General features: G+C 33.5%; 14 protein-coding genes. 6 read left to right on the plus strand and 8 right to left on the minus strand.

What is annotated here, in order from left to right; translation table 11 throughout:
- Positions 1-34: 34 nt before the first annotated feature.
- From JS605_RS09555 to JS605_RS09585, 7 genes are all read right to left on the minus strand, one after another.
- On the minus strand, positions 35-784 hold the full coding sequence (locus tag JS605_RS09555; protein ID WP_203257496.1) for a hypothetical protein: 750 nt from the start codon (positions 782-784) through the stop codon (positions 35-37).
- Entirely contained in the window at positions 771-1346 is a 576-nt protein-coding gene (locus JS605_RS09560) for an RNA polymerase sigma factor (RefSeq protein WP_239000321.1), read from the minus strand. The genes JS605_RS09555 and JS605_RS09560 overlap by 14 nt, the downstream gene beginning before the upstream one ends.
- A gap of 302 nt (positions 1347-1648) precedes the next feature.
- Complete coding sequence (gene pyk, locus JS605_RS09565) at positions 1649-3091, minus strand: pyruvate kinase (protein ID WP_203257497.1); 1443 nt, start codon at positions 3089-3091, stop codon at positions 1649-1651.
- Entirely contained in the window at positions 3091-3576 is a 486-nt protein-coding gene (locus JS605_RS09570) for an IPExxxVDY family protein (protein WP_203257498.1), read from the minus strand. Before JS605_RS09570 ends, pyk begins: the two co-directional genes overlap by 1 nt.
- A 115-nt stretch (positions 3577-3691) precedes the next feature.
- Positions 3692-4432 carry a ribonuclease III gene (gene rnc / locus JS605_RS09575; RefSeq protein WP_203257499.1) on the minus strand — a complete coding sequence of 247 codons (741 nt, stop codon included), beginning with the start codon at positions 4430-4432 and terminating at the stop codon, positions 3692-3694.
- Between the two features lie 7 nt (positions 4433-4439).
- Positions 4440-5690: a beta-ketoacyl-ACP synthase II gene (gene fabF / locus JS605_RS09580; protein WP_203257500.1), complete on the minus strand. Its 1251-nt coding sequence runs from the start codon at positions 5688-5690 to the stop codon at positions 4440-4442.
- A gap of 13 nt (positions 5691-5703) precedes the next feature.
- Positions 5704-5937: an acyl carrier protein gene (locus JS605_RS09585; protein WP_009778413.1), complete on the minus strand. Its 234-nt coding sequence runs from the start codon at positions 5935-5937 to the stop codon at positions 5704-5706.
- Positions 5938-6121: 184 nt separating this feature from the next.
- Between JS605_RS09585 and purN the strand changes: the two genes are divergently transcribed.
- From purN to JS605_RS09610, 5 genes are all read left to right on the plus strand, one after another.
- Positions 6122-6688 (plus strand): phosphoribosylglycinamide formyltransferase, encoded by a 567-nt coding sequence (gene purN, locus JS605_RS09590; protein ID WP_203257501.1) that lies wholly within the window; start codon positions 6122-6124, stop codon positions 6686-6688.
- Between the two features lie 6 nt (positions 6689-6694).
- A complete protein-coding gene (locus JS605_RS09595; RefSeq protein ID WP_203257502.1) occupies positions 6695-7003 on the plus strand; it encodes a hypothetical protein in 309 nt (102 codons plus the stop codon).
- A gap of 31 nt (positions 7004-7034) precedes the next feature.
- Positions 7035-7676: a ribonuclease H1 domain-containing protein gene (locus JS605_RS09600; RefSeq protein ID WP_203257503.1), complete on the plus strand. Its 642-nt coding sequence runs from the start codon at positions 7035-7037 to the stop codon at positions 7674-7676.
- Between the two features lie 89 nt (positions 7677-7765).
- On the plus strand, positions 7766-8692 hold the full coding sequence (locus JS605_RS09605) for a PfkB family carbohydrate kinase (RefSeq protein WP_203257504.1): 927 nt from the start codon (positions 7766-7768) through the stop codon (positions 8690-8692).
- Between the two features lie 87 nt (positions 8693-8779).
- A complete protein-coding gene (locus JS605_RS09610; RefSeq protein ID WP_203257505.1) occupies positions 8780-10678 on the plus strand; it encodes an amidophosphoribosyltransferase in 1899 nt (632 codons plus the stop codon).
- 516 nt (positions 10679-11194) lie between these two features.
- Here the strand turns inward: JS605_RS09610 and JS605_RS09615 are convergent.
- Positions 11195-11803: a superoxide dismutase gene (locus tag JS605_RS09615; protein ID WP_203257506.1), complete on the minus strand. Its 609-nt coding sequence runs from the start codon at positions 11801-11803 to the stop codon at positions 11195-11197.
- A gap of 122 nt (positions 11804-11925) precedes the next feature.
- Between JS605_RS09615 and JS605_RS09620 the strand changes: the two genes are divergently transcribed.
- Positions 11926-15069 (plus strand): UvrD-helicase domain-containing protein, encoded by a 3144-nt coding sequence (locus JS605_RS09620; RefSeq protein ID WP_203257507.1) that lies wholly within the window; start codon positions 11926-11928, stop codon positions 15067-15069.
- The last annotated feature ends 70 nt before the right edge of the window (positions 15070-15139 follow it).

Genomic DNA, 15139 nt, shown 5'->3' on the forward strand with positions numbered 1-15139 from the left:
CGTGTTGATGATTTATGTACTATGATTGATGATATTAATCGTTACGTTGCGCAATGGCTGTTTTTATAGAACCATAGCTACTTTTAAAGGCTTTAAATACTTTTTCCCTGAAAGATTCATCCAGCTCAAATTCTACTTCTTGGAGTAATAATGCTGCATCAATAGTAATTTGATCTTCGTTTTTCATCCTACTTAAAAGAATATCACGTTGCGCTGCTTTTAAAAGCGAATCAATAGAAGCATCGGAAATACCAGAGTCTTTTTCGCTTAATGAGAAAATAGCATCAGCAACTTCTTGCGCTTTTTTAGTTTCAAATGAGACTGCTTCAATACTTTTGTGTTTTTCTATATCTCTTTCCTTATTTATAGTCTGAGTTGTTTGTTCTTGGGCTATATGGGTTGAAGGTGCTTCTTGGTAATTTTCAGTTTTATTTAGAATTGGATTATTGTCTTCTTTAGTACTGTTTTCCTTATCAGGGTTTTCTATTGCTATTTCTGTATTATTTTCAGTATTTATAGTTTTTTCTGGATGTGCTACTGTTTCTTCAGTATTAACTACTTCAGGTGTATTTACCGCTACATCATTACTAAAAAAATGTGTTGCTATAAACAAAATCCCAACTATGCTTGCAGCAATTCCTATCCACCAAAATTTCTTATTGTTAGCTGTTTTTTCTTCTGTATCTAAACGTTCTGCTAACCTGTTCCATGCGTCTTTAGATGGTGCTATAGTACGCTTGTCTAGCTTTTCTTTAAAGTCGTTTTCAAAATTAGTTGGAGCCATAGCTTGTTTTATTTAATGTCTTTATTTGTTCTTGAAGCATCTTTCGTGCTTTAAATAATTGTGATTTTGATGTGCCTTCGCTGATGTTTAAAAGTTCAGCTATCTCTTGATGTTTGTACCCTTCAATAGCATACATTACAAATACCATTCGGTATCCTTTGGGTAATTTATCTATCAATTTTTGAATATCGTTAACTTCTAAATCAGTTTGAATATTGTTACTGTAATCATTAGTACTTACATCTTCATCTGAAACAAATTCAAGTCTTTTTTTTTGTCTTAAATATGAAATGGACTCTCGTATCATGATACGTCGTATCCATCCTTCAAAAGCCCCTTCGCTTTTATAGGTTTTTAAATTTTTAAATACTTTAAAAAAACCATTAAGCATTGCTTCTTCAGCTTGTTGAATATCTTTAATATAGTATCTACAAATGCTTAACATTTTTGGAGCATGCATGTTAAATAGTATATGCTGTGCTTCACGATGATGCTTTATCGCTTTTTTGATTAAAGCGCCTTCATTTTTATGCAGTTGTATTACTTTCAAAAAAGATTTCATTTGACTTTCTGTTTATAAAGACGCATGTGGTTTAAAAATGGTTGCCTGAGGTTTAAACTTTTTTAAAAAATACTCAAATTCAAATCAAAATTTAGAACAAAACCATAAAATCTTAGGTTTACTTTAAAGATTTAGTAGGCAAATACACAAAAAGAAAAGGGGTAACTAAAAGTTGGCAGATAGTGCGTTAGCGATTGTAACGGCATCCTTTTATACACCAAATGCTGCTTAAAGCAGCATTTGGTGTATAAAAGATATAGTGGAAAGCGCGACCCGCAGGGTAACGCCCAAATAATTAGTTTTTAAAAGCTACATGTTTCAATTTCAGTAACTCTTAATGTGTTTACCATTCCTTTTTCCTGTATTGGCATTGCGGCTAAACTAATAAGCATGTCGCCAACATCTAAATAGCCCATTTTACAGGCGATGGCATTTACATCTTCAATAGTTTCATCGGTGCTTACAAATCTGTCGTAATAGAATGCACGTACACCCCATAAGAGACTTAAACGTGTTAAAATACGTTTATTTGATGTGAATACTAAAATATGACAGGATGGTCGCCAAGCTGAAATTTGAAATGCCGTATAACCACTATTGGTTAATGTGGAAATGGCTTTTGCATCAATTTCGTTGGCCATAGTTGCAGCATGATAACAAATAGATTTTGTAATGTAACGATTGGTACGAATGTGTGGGGGCATTTCTGGTACTTTAATTAAAGGAGAACCCTCTACACTTTTTAGAATGTCACTCATTTGCTTGATAACCTGAATTGGGTATTGTCCAACTGAGGTTTCTCCTGATAGCATTACGGCATCGGCACCATCCATAACAGAATTTGCTACATCGTTTACTTCTGCTCTTGTTGGTGTTAAACTGGAAATCATGGTTTCCATCATCTGAGTGGCAATAATTACAGGTATTCTTGCCTTTTTAGCACGCAATACTAATTGCTTTTGGATAAGTGGTACTTCTTCGGCCGGAACTTCAACACCCAAATCTCCACGCGCTACCATAATGCCGTCACACTGTGTCACTATTTTATCTATGTTTTCAACAGCTTCTGGCTTTTCTATTTTTGCAACGATTGGGATTTTATACTCGCTATGCTCTTTAATTAAATCTCGAAGTTGCATTAAATCTTCAGCATGACGCACAAAGGAAAGCGCAATCCAGTCTACATCTTGACTGATAGCGAAAATGGCATCCTCAATATCTTTTTCTGTAAGTGCGGGTTGCGAAATGTTGGTGTTAGGAAGATTTACACCTTTTTTAGATTTTAAAGGTCCTCCTTGAATTACTTTTGCTTTTACTTGGGTTTTTTCATCAGTAGAAACGACTTCAAAGATAAGTTTTCCATCGTCTAAAAGTATACGTTCTCCTGGTTTTGCATCTTGAGGAAACCTTTCATAGGTCATATACACACGCTCTTTCGTGCCTTCAAAGCGTTCTCCTGTTTCGAAAACAATTTCGTCTCCAGGTTTTACTTCTACTTCCTCTTTCATGACTCCCACACGTAGCTTTGGTCCTTGTAAATCGGCTAAAATTGCTACATTATATCCAAACTCTTCATTTAGTTCACGAATCATCTTGATGCGTTCTTTTACATCATTATAGTTAGCGTGCGAAAAGTTAATTCTAAAAACATTAGCACCTTCTTCCATCATTCCTTTTAGTACTTCTTTTGTACTAGTTGCTGGTCCTAATGTTGCTACTATTTTTGTTTTTTTTCTTAATCCCATTAATCAAAAATTAAATTGTCCTTAGATTTTAATGTGCCCAGATCTACATTGTATGCCATTGCTATTTGGGGAATCTTAAGGAGGTTATTTATAATTTGTTTTTCTTTACTATTGCTAAATTCACTATCAATTTTTAAAAAGTAATTTACTTTACCGTATTCTGGAATTAGATTGTAGGTTTTAATTACTTTATGGTGTGCATTAAATAATGATTGTTTTACTATGGTAGAGTCTGTTTCTATTTTACAAATGTTCGACACCAAATTCCAAGTTATAAGTTTTTTGGTGTCCTCATAATCAAAAACAGAATACCTCGTAATGCCTTTGTCAAAATCTAAATCCTGAGCTTTTCTGGTTAAAGTAATATTTAAATTTTTATTTAAAAGATAGGCTAACCTGTAATCTTCAACTGCACAATGTATTGCAATTAAAGTACAGGACACATCCTCAAAAACATCATCAAGAATTAGTTTGTGTACTGCCATACTACCTGACTTTTAGCGATGTAAATATACTGTTAAATATACATAGAACTAAAGAGATTACGATTTCTTAATATCAAAATCTCACTAAAACGTTGTAGTAATATTTGTAAGAAACCTAAATTATTCTAGATATTTTATTCTGAAACGCAAAAAAGGCACGTTTTGATGCTTTTTCCTCTGCTTTTTTCTTTGAAGTGGCTCTGGCTTTGGCAACAATTTTATTGTCGATTGATAATTTAACGGAAAAATGCCTTACATCATCGTTACCTGTGTCCTCATAAACATTATAATTGAAGGTTTTCTTTTCTTTTTGGCACCATTCTATTAATAGGCTTTTGTAGCTTATTACTTTTCCTTCTAATTGTTCAATATCTACATGTGGAGTAATTATACGTTTGTATATAAACTTTTCGCATTGTTTATAGCCTTTGTCTAAGAAGATGGCTCCCACCAAAGCTTCAAAAAGATTACCATGTATATTGTCTCCAAACTGTCCTGACGGAATTTTACTCTCCACTAAATCAATAAGTTGGAGTTCTTTCCCCAGTTCATTTAAATGTTCCCTACTTACAACCTTGGAGCGCATTTTGGTAAGGTAACCTTCGTCACCACCAGGGACTTCCTGGAATAAATGTGATGCAATTACGGCACTTAACATAGCATCGCCTAAAAATTCTAATCGTTCGTAATTTAAAGGATTTCCATTATCATCTTTTAAATTCATAGAACGGTGAGTAAATGCCTTTTTAAACACCTCTGTTTTTTTAGGTTTATATCCTAAGATTTTATGTAATTGCATAAAAAAATTCCCGTTTCGCTCGGAACGGGAATTTAGTATGTTACGAATGAATGCCATTCGGGATTTAATCTACTTTCTTGAATAACACACAGGCGTTGTGTCCGCCAAATCCAAAGGTGTTACTCATTGCAACTTTAACATCTCTTTTTTGAGCCTTGTTAAGTGTTAAATTTAATTCTGGGTCTATATTCTCATCAACTGTTGTGTGATTTATAGTTGGTGGAACAACCCCATTTTCTATGGCAAGAATACTAGCAATGGCCTCAATGGCACCAGCTGCACCTAAAAGGTGTCCTGTCATAGATTTTGTAGAATTAATATTTATATTCTTAGCGTGATTTCCAAAAACTTTAGAAATGGCTTTTAACTCAGCTACATCGCCTAATGGTGTTGAAGTACCATGTGTGTTTATATGATCTACATCTTCAGGTTTTAATCCTGCATTGTCTAAACAGTTTTTCATGACTTCAACGACACCAACACCTTCTGGATGAGGAGCCGTCATATGATGCGCATCTGAAGATAATCCTCCTCCAGCTACTTCAGCATATATTTTTGCGCCTCTGGCTTTAGCATGCTCATATTCTTCTAGAATTAGTGCGCCAGCACCTTCGCCAAGAACAAAACCGTCTCTTGTCCCATCAAAAGGGCGAGAGGCTGTCTCTGGGCTTTCATTTCTAGTGGATAAGGCATGCATTGCATTAAAACCACCCATGCCAGCAATAGTAACAGCTGCTTCGCTTCCTCCAGTTACTACTAAATCACAATGTCCTAAACGTATCATATTTAAGGCATCAAACATAGCATTTGCTGAAGATGCACAGGCAGAAACCGTTGTGTAATTAGGCCCCATAAAACCATATTTTATGGAGATGTTAGCAGGTGCTATATCTGCTATCATTTTTGGAATAAAGAACGGGTTAAATCGTGGTGTGCCATCGCCAGCAGCATAGTTTAATACTTCTTGCTGAAATGTTTCAAGTCCACCAATTCCTGCTCCCCATATTACACCTACACGCAACTTGTTGAGTTCGTCTACGTTAAGTTTTGCATCAGCAATGGCTTCATCAGAAGCTACCATTGCATACTGCGCAAACTTATCCATTCTACGAGCTTCTCTCCGATCTATAAAATCGGTTGCGTTAAAGTTTTTAACCTCGCATGCAAACTTGGTTTTAAACTTCTCGGTATCATAATATGTTATAGGCGCAGCACCGCTTTTACCACTAACAAGGCCATCCCAATATTCATCTTTGGTATTGCCTATAGGTGTTAAAGCTCCTAGTCCTGTAACTACAACGCGCTTTATTTCCATAAAAATGTTTTGCTTATTTTGCTTCTTCTATGTAAGAGATAGCTTGACCAACAGTAGCAATATTTTCTGCTTGATCGTCTGGTATTTGAATATCGAATTCTTTTTCGAATTCCATTATTAATTCCACAGTGTCTAAAGAGTCTGCTCCTAGATCGTTAGTGAAGCTAGCTTCTGCAACTACTTCATTTTCATCAACACCTAACTTATCTACGATAATCGCTTTTACTCTTGATGCAATGTCTGACATAATCTTTTAATTTTAAAGGTTTAATTAGTTGGCAAAAATAAAAAACTTTATTGTAATACACAGTTTTGCAAAAAAAATGTGTTTGTAATTTACAAAATTACGCTGAAGTAATTGTGAATTGCCTACTAATTGTTAATAATTATTCTTTTTTTTGTTTGAACAATTTTAACACTATAGTCTGTAAATGAAACGTATTGTAATTTTTGCGTCCGGAAGTGGAAGTAATGCTGAAAATCTAATTAAGTTTTTTCACAACAGCGATAATGCGTCTGTTATTCAAGTATTGTGTAACAATCCTCATGCCAAAGTTTTAGAACGAGCAAAAAAACTTAAAGTTAGTGCTTTGTCTTTCAATAGAATAGCGTTTTATGAAACGGATGATGTGTTGAATATTCTTAAAGCATCAAAACCTGATGTAATTGTTTTGGCTGGATTTCTTTGGAAGTTTCCCGAGGTTATCTTGAATGCATTTCCTAATAAAGTTATTAATGTTCATCCTGCTTTATTGCCTAAATATGGAGGGAAAGGCATGTATGGGATGCATGTACATAATGCCGTTGTTGATAATGATGAGACTGAAACTGGTATTACCATTCATTATGTAAATGAAAATTATGATGAGGGGGCTATTATTTTTCAGGTGAAATGTAAGGTAGTTGATACTGATACTGCTGAAGATGTGGCAGCTAAAATACATGAATTGGAGATGGAGCATTTTTCTAAGGTGGTAGAGAAATTATTGAAAGATTAGAATCCCATGAAAGAAATTATCAAAGGTGTATTTGAAGTCTTTGAAAGTTTTGTAATAAGAAACAAAAACGAATTTTACCTTATTGGAAATTTGATCAAAGGTACAATCAAAGAAGGTTGGTTTGTTAATGTTGTTGTAAATAATTCCTTATCCATAACTTTAAGAGTATCAAATATTGAAAAAGTTGAAGTTTCTGGTCAAAAAGAGACGTATAATCTTCTTATAGTTAAAGGGGATGACCAAGATTTGAATATTCTGTTAGGCCTAAATATCGGCAATGAACATCTTAATATAACAATAGAAGGAAAAGATTAATGAGATTCCTGCCCACGCAAGAATGACAGAAATGAGTAAAAAAAAGAAAAAATATTATACCGTTTGGAAAGGCCATCATACAGGGGTTTTTGAATCGTGGGACGATTGCAAAGCGCAAATCACAAACTTTGAAGGTGCACAATATAAATCCTTTTCTACATTTGAAGCTGCCAAAAAAGCATTTAAAGGTAATTACAAGGATTACATAGGGAAGCAAAAAAAATTCACTTCAGAACTTTCTGAAGCGCAGCTAAAAAAAATAGGTAACCCCAATTACAATTCTATTGCTGTAGATGCAGCTTCTTCTGGTAACCCTGGAAAAATGGAATATAGAGGCGTAGACACAAAAACAAAAGAACAGCTTTTTATTCAAGGGCCTTTTGAAGAAGGCACTAACAATATAGGCGAGTTTTTGGCTATTGTACATGCTTTAGCTATACTGAAAAAAAAGAAGAGTACTCGTATAATATACACCGATTCCAGAACTGCTATGAGTTGGGTTAGAAAAAAACAATGTAATACCAAACTGAAACGAAACAAAAAGAACAAACCGGTGTTCGATTTGGTAGATAGGGCTGTAGATTGGCTAAAAGCAAATACATACACTACGGTAATTGTTAAATGGGAAACCAAGGCATGGGGTGAAATTCCTGCAGATTTTGGTAGAAAATAGGTCTTGATTTAGCCAGTGTTTCTCGCTAAAATAACCATTGGTTTAGCATTAAAAATATTATATTTGCACAAAATTCAGGACTCCTTTTTATGAGTAAATTAGTAATTGTTGGTACGGTAGCGTTTGATGCTATTGAAACACCATTTGGTAAAACCGACAAAATTCTGGGTGGAGCAGCTACTTTTATTGGGCTTTCTGCTTCCCACTTTAATGTAGACGCATCTTTAGTGTCTGTTGTTGGCGGAGATTTTCCTCAGGAATATTTAGACGTATTAACTAGTAAAAACCTCGACATATCTGGTATTGAGATAGTAGAAGATGGTAAGACATTTTTTTGGAGTGGTCGTTACCACAACGATATGAATTCCAGAGATACTTTAGTGACCGAGCTTAACACATTGGCAGATTTTAAACCTGTAGTCCCTAAAGATTATATTGATGCTGATATCGTAATGTTGGGAAATTTACACCCACTTGTTCAAGCAAGCGTATTAGATCAAATGGCTGTAAAACCTAAGTTAACCATTTTGGATACCATGAACTTTTGGATGGATTGCGCTTTAGAAGATTTACTTAATGTTATAAAGCGTATAGATGTAATTACCATTAATGATGAAGAGGCACGACAATTAACAGGAGAATATTCCTTGGTTACAGCTGCAAGAAAGATTCATGACATGGGGCCAAAATATGTAGTTATTAAAAAAGGAGAGCATGGTGCTTTATTATTTAATGACGACAATGTGTTCTATGCACCTGCATTGCCACTAGAGGAGGTTTTTGACCCTACTGGAGCAGGAGACACCTTTGCAGGAGGGTTCTCAGGATATTTAGCAAAAACAGGAGATATCTCTTTCGAGAATATGAAAAATGCAGTAATATATGGTTCAACTTTAGCCTCATTTTGTGTGGAAAAATTCGGGACAGAACGTATGCAGCATTTGTCCAAACAAGAAGTTGAAAAGCGTTTGTTGCAATTTAAACAACTTACGCAATTTGAAATAGAATTAACCTAAACCAACACGCTCTAAACGAGTGTGTTTTTGTTTTAATTATAGGTAAGTTCCGCGAAAGCGAGAGGAATACAATTATAAATTACAAACATGAGCGATGCTTTAAAACATGAATGCGGAATTGCACTCATTAGACTCAAGAAACCACTAGAGTATTATAAAGAAAAATACGGAACGGCATTTTATGGTGTAAATAAAATGTATCTAATGATGGAAAAACAGCATAACCGTGGACAAGACGGTGCTGGTTTTGCAAGTATAAAATTAGATGTTAAACCAGGGCAACGTTACATAAGTAGAGTACGCTCCATTGCACAACAACCTATTCAGGATATTTTCGATCAAATAAACAACCGTATAAATACTGAATTTAAAAATCATCCAGAATACAATGATGATGTTGCACTTCAAAAAAGAAATATACCATATATAGGAGAGTTGTTTTTAGGGCATGTGCGTTATGGTACTTTTGGAAAAAATAGTGTAGAAAGTGTACATCCTTTTTTAAGACAAAACAACTGGATGCACCGAAACCTAATTATGGCAGGTAACTTTAACATGACTAATGTTAAAGAGCTTTTCCAGAATTTAATAGAACTAGGGCAGCATCCTAAAGAATATACTGATACTATTACGGTAATGGAAAAAATTGGTCATTTCCTTGATGACGCTGTAAGTAAAATATACAAAGACTTAAAAAAAGAGGGTTACAACAAACAACAAGCCTCTCCATTAATTGCAGAACGTTTAAAGGTTTCTAAAATACTAAAGCGTGCTGCAAAAAATTGGGATGGAGGTTATGCTATGGCAGGGTTGATTGGTCATGGAGATTCATTTGTTTTACGTGATCCTGCAGGTATAAGGCCTTGTTATTATTACAGTGATGATGAAGTAATTGTTGTAGCTTCAGAACGTCCTGTAATACAAACTGTATTTAATGTAAAGTTTGAAGACGTTAATGAATTACCACCTGGTCACGCCATAATTACAAAAAAATCTGGAGATTTTTCTATTAAAAAGATATTAGAGCCACTTGAAAGAAAAGCATGCTCTTTTGAACGTATTTATTTCTCGAGAGGAAGTGATGCTGAAATTTATCAAGAGCGTAAAATGTTAGGTAAATTATTAATGCCTAAAGTGTTAGATGCAATTGATAATGATTTAAAAAATTCTGTATTCTCTTATATCCCAAATACTGCAGAGACCTCTTTCTTTGGAATGATTGAAACTGCTGAATCAGAACTAAACAAAATTAAAACCGCAACTATTTTAAACGGACAGCGTAACATTTCAGCAGATAAAGTCACAGAGATTCTTTCTGAAAGAATTCGTGTTGAAAAAATAGCAATTAAAGATGTTAAGCTAAGAACATTTATCACTGAAGATAGTAGTAGGGATGATTTAGTAGCACATGTTTACGATATTACATATGGAGTTATAAAGCCTAATGATAATCTGGTAATAATAGACGACAGTATTGTGCGTGGTACCACTCTTAAAAAAAGTATCCTTAAAATGCTAGACCGTTTAGATCCTAAACGTATTGTAGTAGTGTCTTCAGCACCACAAATTCGTTATCCAGATTGTTACGGAATAGACATGGCCCGATTAGAAGATTTGGTGGCGTTCAGGGCTGCACTAGCTTTATTGAAAGACCATGGAAAGTATCACATTGTTGAAGAAGTTTACAATAAGTGTAAATCTCAAGAAAATTTTGAAGATAAAAATGTTCAGAATTATGTAAAAGAAATCTATGATAACTTTACGGATGAAGAGGTATCCGCAAAGATATCAGAATTGCTTAGTGACGATTCTATTGAAGCAGAAGTAAAGATATTATTTCAACCCGTTGAGAACTTGCATAAAGCTTGTCCACATAACTTAGGAGATTGGTATTTTACCGGTAATTATCCTACAGATGGAGGTAATAGAGTAGTAAACCGTGCATTCATTAATTTTTACGAAGGCAATAAAGAAAGGGCGTACTAATTATCAAATTGATAATTTTGTTACGGTTAAACCGTAAAAGATGCTTTTTGTCTGATAAATGAGCAATTCATCTAATAAATATTCTGATTATCTTAAATAGATATAAATTCGTTGAACCATAACATAAGTAGGTTAAGTTCATGGTAGATTTGGGGCAAAAAAAGGTGAACAACTGTTCGCCTTTTTTTATGCAATAATATTTCATCTTAACATAAGTTAAGATTTTATTCTTCCAGTCTAGGTTTCTTTTAAGATTGCCATTCATCAGTATTTTTTAACCTTACTTCCTTTAAGCCAATTTATAAGTAGTTCAGCCAAAATATTTTCGCATGCTTTAGTATCAATGTACATTTGACTCACCATAACATAAGTAGGTTAAGTTTATGGTAGATTTGGGGCAAAAAGGTGAGCTAAACGGTTCACCTTTTTCATTTCATGATAGTAATTAAAAGGTATAAAAAAAATCGTCTAATTCTAAATTAGACGATTTTATGTTTTTAAAAAAACTATTAAGTTTTATTTCGCTTCAGCATAACGCTTTTCAACCTCATTCCAGTTAATTACACTAAAAAATGCCTTAATGTAATCAGGACGACGGTTTTGATAATTTAAATAGTAGGCATGTTCCCAAACATCAATACCTAAGATAGGCGTGCCACCACATCCAATTCCAGGCATTAGAGGATTGTCTTGGTTAGCAGTAGAGCATATTTCTACTTTACCACCTTCTTGAACACACAACCAAGCCCATCCTGATCCAAACTGAGTTGCAGCTGCGTTAGAAAACGCATCCATAAACCCTTCCTTAGAACCAAACGTTTCTTCAATAGCATCTTTAAGTTCTCCAGAAAGGTAACCACCATCATTAGGGTTCATTACGCTCCAAAATAAAGAGTGGTTGTAAAACCCTCCGCCATTATTTCTAACTGCACCATTGCTCATGTCTAAGTTAGTAAGAATATCTTCGATAGATTTTCCTTCTAAATCGGTACCTTCAATAGCAGCATTCAATTTACTTGTATATCCTGCGTGATGTTTAGAATGGTGTATTTCCATAGTTCTCGCATCTATATGTGGTTCTAACGCATCGTACGCATAACCTAATTCTGGTAATTCAAAAGCCATAATTATTTATTTAAAGTTTTGTTATTTAATTTCAACAAAGTTAGAGATAAAAGGCATCAATTAAAAATAATAAATAGTTATGAACTCATTGAGAGTTTTTATCTTGTAAGCAAATTGTAAATATGGCCAAGCACAGTGATTTTACTATTTATAATGCCTCCGCAGGTAGTGGTAAAACCTATACACTAGTAAAATCGTATTTAAAGTTAGTTTTAGGAGCCAAAAACCCTGATCTTTTTAAACGTATCTTGGCAATTACTTTTACGAATAAGGCTGTTGCTGAAATGAAAGGACGTATTATAGATACGCTTAAAACGTTTTCAGATGAGTCGATTTTAAGTACTACTGATAATCATATGTTTAATGATTTGTCTAAAGCATTGAATGTATCAAAAGATGTACTTCACGATAAATCAAAAACCGTTTTAGACACAATAATTCATAACTATGCTGCTTTTGATATTTCTACTATTGACGGTTTTACACATAGAATTATAAGGACTTTTGCTTACGATTTGAAGTTACCTTTAAATTTTGAAGTTGAATTAGACCAAGATTCACTTTTAAATGAAGCTGTAGATAGTTTAATTAATAAAGCAGGAGCTGATAAACACTTTACAAATATTCTGGTGGATTTTGCCATTGAAAAAGCAGATGATGATAAAAGTTGGGATGTTGCATTAGATTTTAATAAAATAGCGAAACTATTATTAAGTGAAAACGACCTGCCTTACATTAAAAAACTAGAAGACAAAACGCTTGACGATTTTAGGGTATTGAAAAAGGTTTTAAATGTAAAAATCTCTGAGACAGAAACTAATGTAAAGTCAAAGGCTGAAAGTGTTTTGTCCCTCATAGGACAAGCGGGTTTAGAGCATTCTGATTTTTCAAGAGGCACTTTGCCCAACCACTTTAAAAAAGCAGCAAAACTAGATTTAAACCGTTTATATGATAATAAATTAGAAGAATATCTTTCAGAAAGAAAAAGTATTTATAACAAAACCATAGATCCTGTTTTAGCCAATACGATAGATGGAATTCTTCCTGAAATTGAAATAGCTTACAAAACCATAAAGGCGAATGTATTTCATCTTAAATTTTTAAAGGCTTTTTATAAAAATATAACACCGCTATCTGTTTTAAATGTTATTCACAAGGAATTAACACTAATACAAGAAGAGCAAAATAAGATGCTGATATCAGAATTCAATAGTATTATTAGTGAAGAAATTAAAGATCAACCAACACCTTTTATTTACGAACGTATTGGCGAGAAATTTAAACACTATTTTATTGATGAATTTCAGGATACCTCAGTAAAGCAATGGGAGAATTTAATGCCTCTTATAAACAATGCGCTTTCTGCAGAGGGAGGAAGCACTATGTTGGTTGGCGACGCAAAACAAGCCATTTACCGTTGGCGAGGTGGGAAAGCGGAACAGTTTATTAACTTGTTTAATAAAACAAAACAGCCATTTTTTATAGCACAAGATGTAAATGATTTGGATACCAATTATAGAAGTGCCAAGAGTATCATTGAATTCAATAATAATTTATTCACTTTTATTTCAGAAACAGTATTCCAAAATCCTGAATATGCAAGTCTCTACAAAAACGCAAGACAAAATACACATAGAGAACATGATGGTTATGTTGAATTATCTTTTTTAGATATTGAAAAAGATGATGATAGAAATGATACGTTTTGCAGTGCTATACTTAATACAATTAATACTTGTATTTCTAAAGGGTTCGAATATTTAGATATTACAATCTTAGTGAGATACAAAAAAGAGGGAATTGCTGTTGCAGACTATTTAAGCAAAAACAACATTCCCATTGTGTCATCTGAAACTTTATTGTTGGTCCATAGTCCAGAGGTTGATTTTATTAATAATGTTTTAAGGCTTTTATCACAACCTGAAAATAATGAGGTAAAAATTAAGGTTTTAATATACATAGCCAAAACACTTAGTATTGAGGATGAACATGGGTTCTTTTCGTTATATATTAATCTACCAATAAAGGCACTATTTAAAGCGCTAGAACAATATGGTATCTATGTAAATTATAACGATTTAGTGCAATTACCTTTGTATGATTTAGCTGAAACCATAATTAGATGCTTTAATTTAGCAAATATCTCTAATGCCTATATTCAATATTACTTAGATATAGTGCTTGACTTTTACCAGAAAAAAGGATCGGACATTGCTTCGTTCCTGGAATATTTCGACAAAAAGAAAGATACTTTTGCGATTGTCTCTCCAGATGGACAAAATGCTGTGCAGATTATGACGATTCACAAGTCTAAGGGTTTGGAGTTCCCTATTGTGATTTTTCCATTTGCAGATTTAAATTTGTATCAAGAAATAGAGCCCAAAGAGTGGTTTCACTTAGACGCTGAACACTACAATAATTTTGAGCATGCATTATTGAATTTTAATAGTGACTTTGAACATTTTGGAAGTCAAGGATTAGACATTTACAAGAGACATAAATCCGAACAAGAGCTAGATAACATCAACCTTTTATATGTTGCACTCACAAGAGCTGAAGAACAACTTTACATCATATCTAAAAACGATGATGCTCTAAAAGAAGATTCTAAAAACAAGAAATATTCTGGGTTATTTATAAATTTTTTAAAGCAGAAAAATCTATGGGACAGCTTAAAAAGGACATACAGTTTTGGGAGTCAGGAACCAATTATTATTAAAACAGAAGCAACACAAGCAGTACATCAACAACATACATTTATTTCAAATCCAAAAGAAAACCATAATATCTCAATAGTTACAAAAGCAGGAGTATTGTGGGATACACAGCAAGAAGAAGCCATAGAAAAAGGAAATCTAATTCACAATATAATGGCAGATATAAAAACTAGCGATGATATAGAAGCTGCAATAAATCAATGTTATCATTCATCAGAAATAACAAAAATTCAAAAGATAGCACTTGAAGAAATAATTATAAGCGTTGTAGACCATCCTCAGCTAAAAAAATACTATGATTCACAATACTTGGTGTTTAATGAGCGTGATATAATTTCTAGTACAGGAAAGATACTGCGCCCAGATAGATTAGTTTTAGATAAAGAAAATAACACCATTGCCATTATAGATTACAAAACAGGAGAAGAACATCTTAAACATAAGCAACAATTAGATGAATATGAGGTTTTAATGAAAGAGATGGGGTATGTAGTAAGGGAAAAAATACTTGTTTATGTAAACGATCAAGTTTTAATAAAAAGTTTTTAGCTGTATATCTTCACAACGGTACTAAGCTAATATTCAGTATTTATCTAAAATCATTCTGAAATACGCATCT

The organism is Hyunsoonleella ulvae (genome assembly GCF_016827605.1).
Taxonomy (GTDB): domain Bacteria; phylum Bacteroidota; class Bacteroidia; order Flavobacteriales; family Flavobacteriaceae; genus Jejuia; species Jejuia ulvae.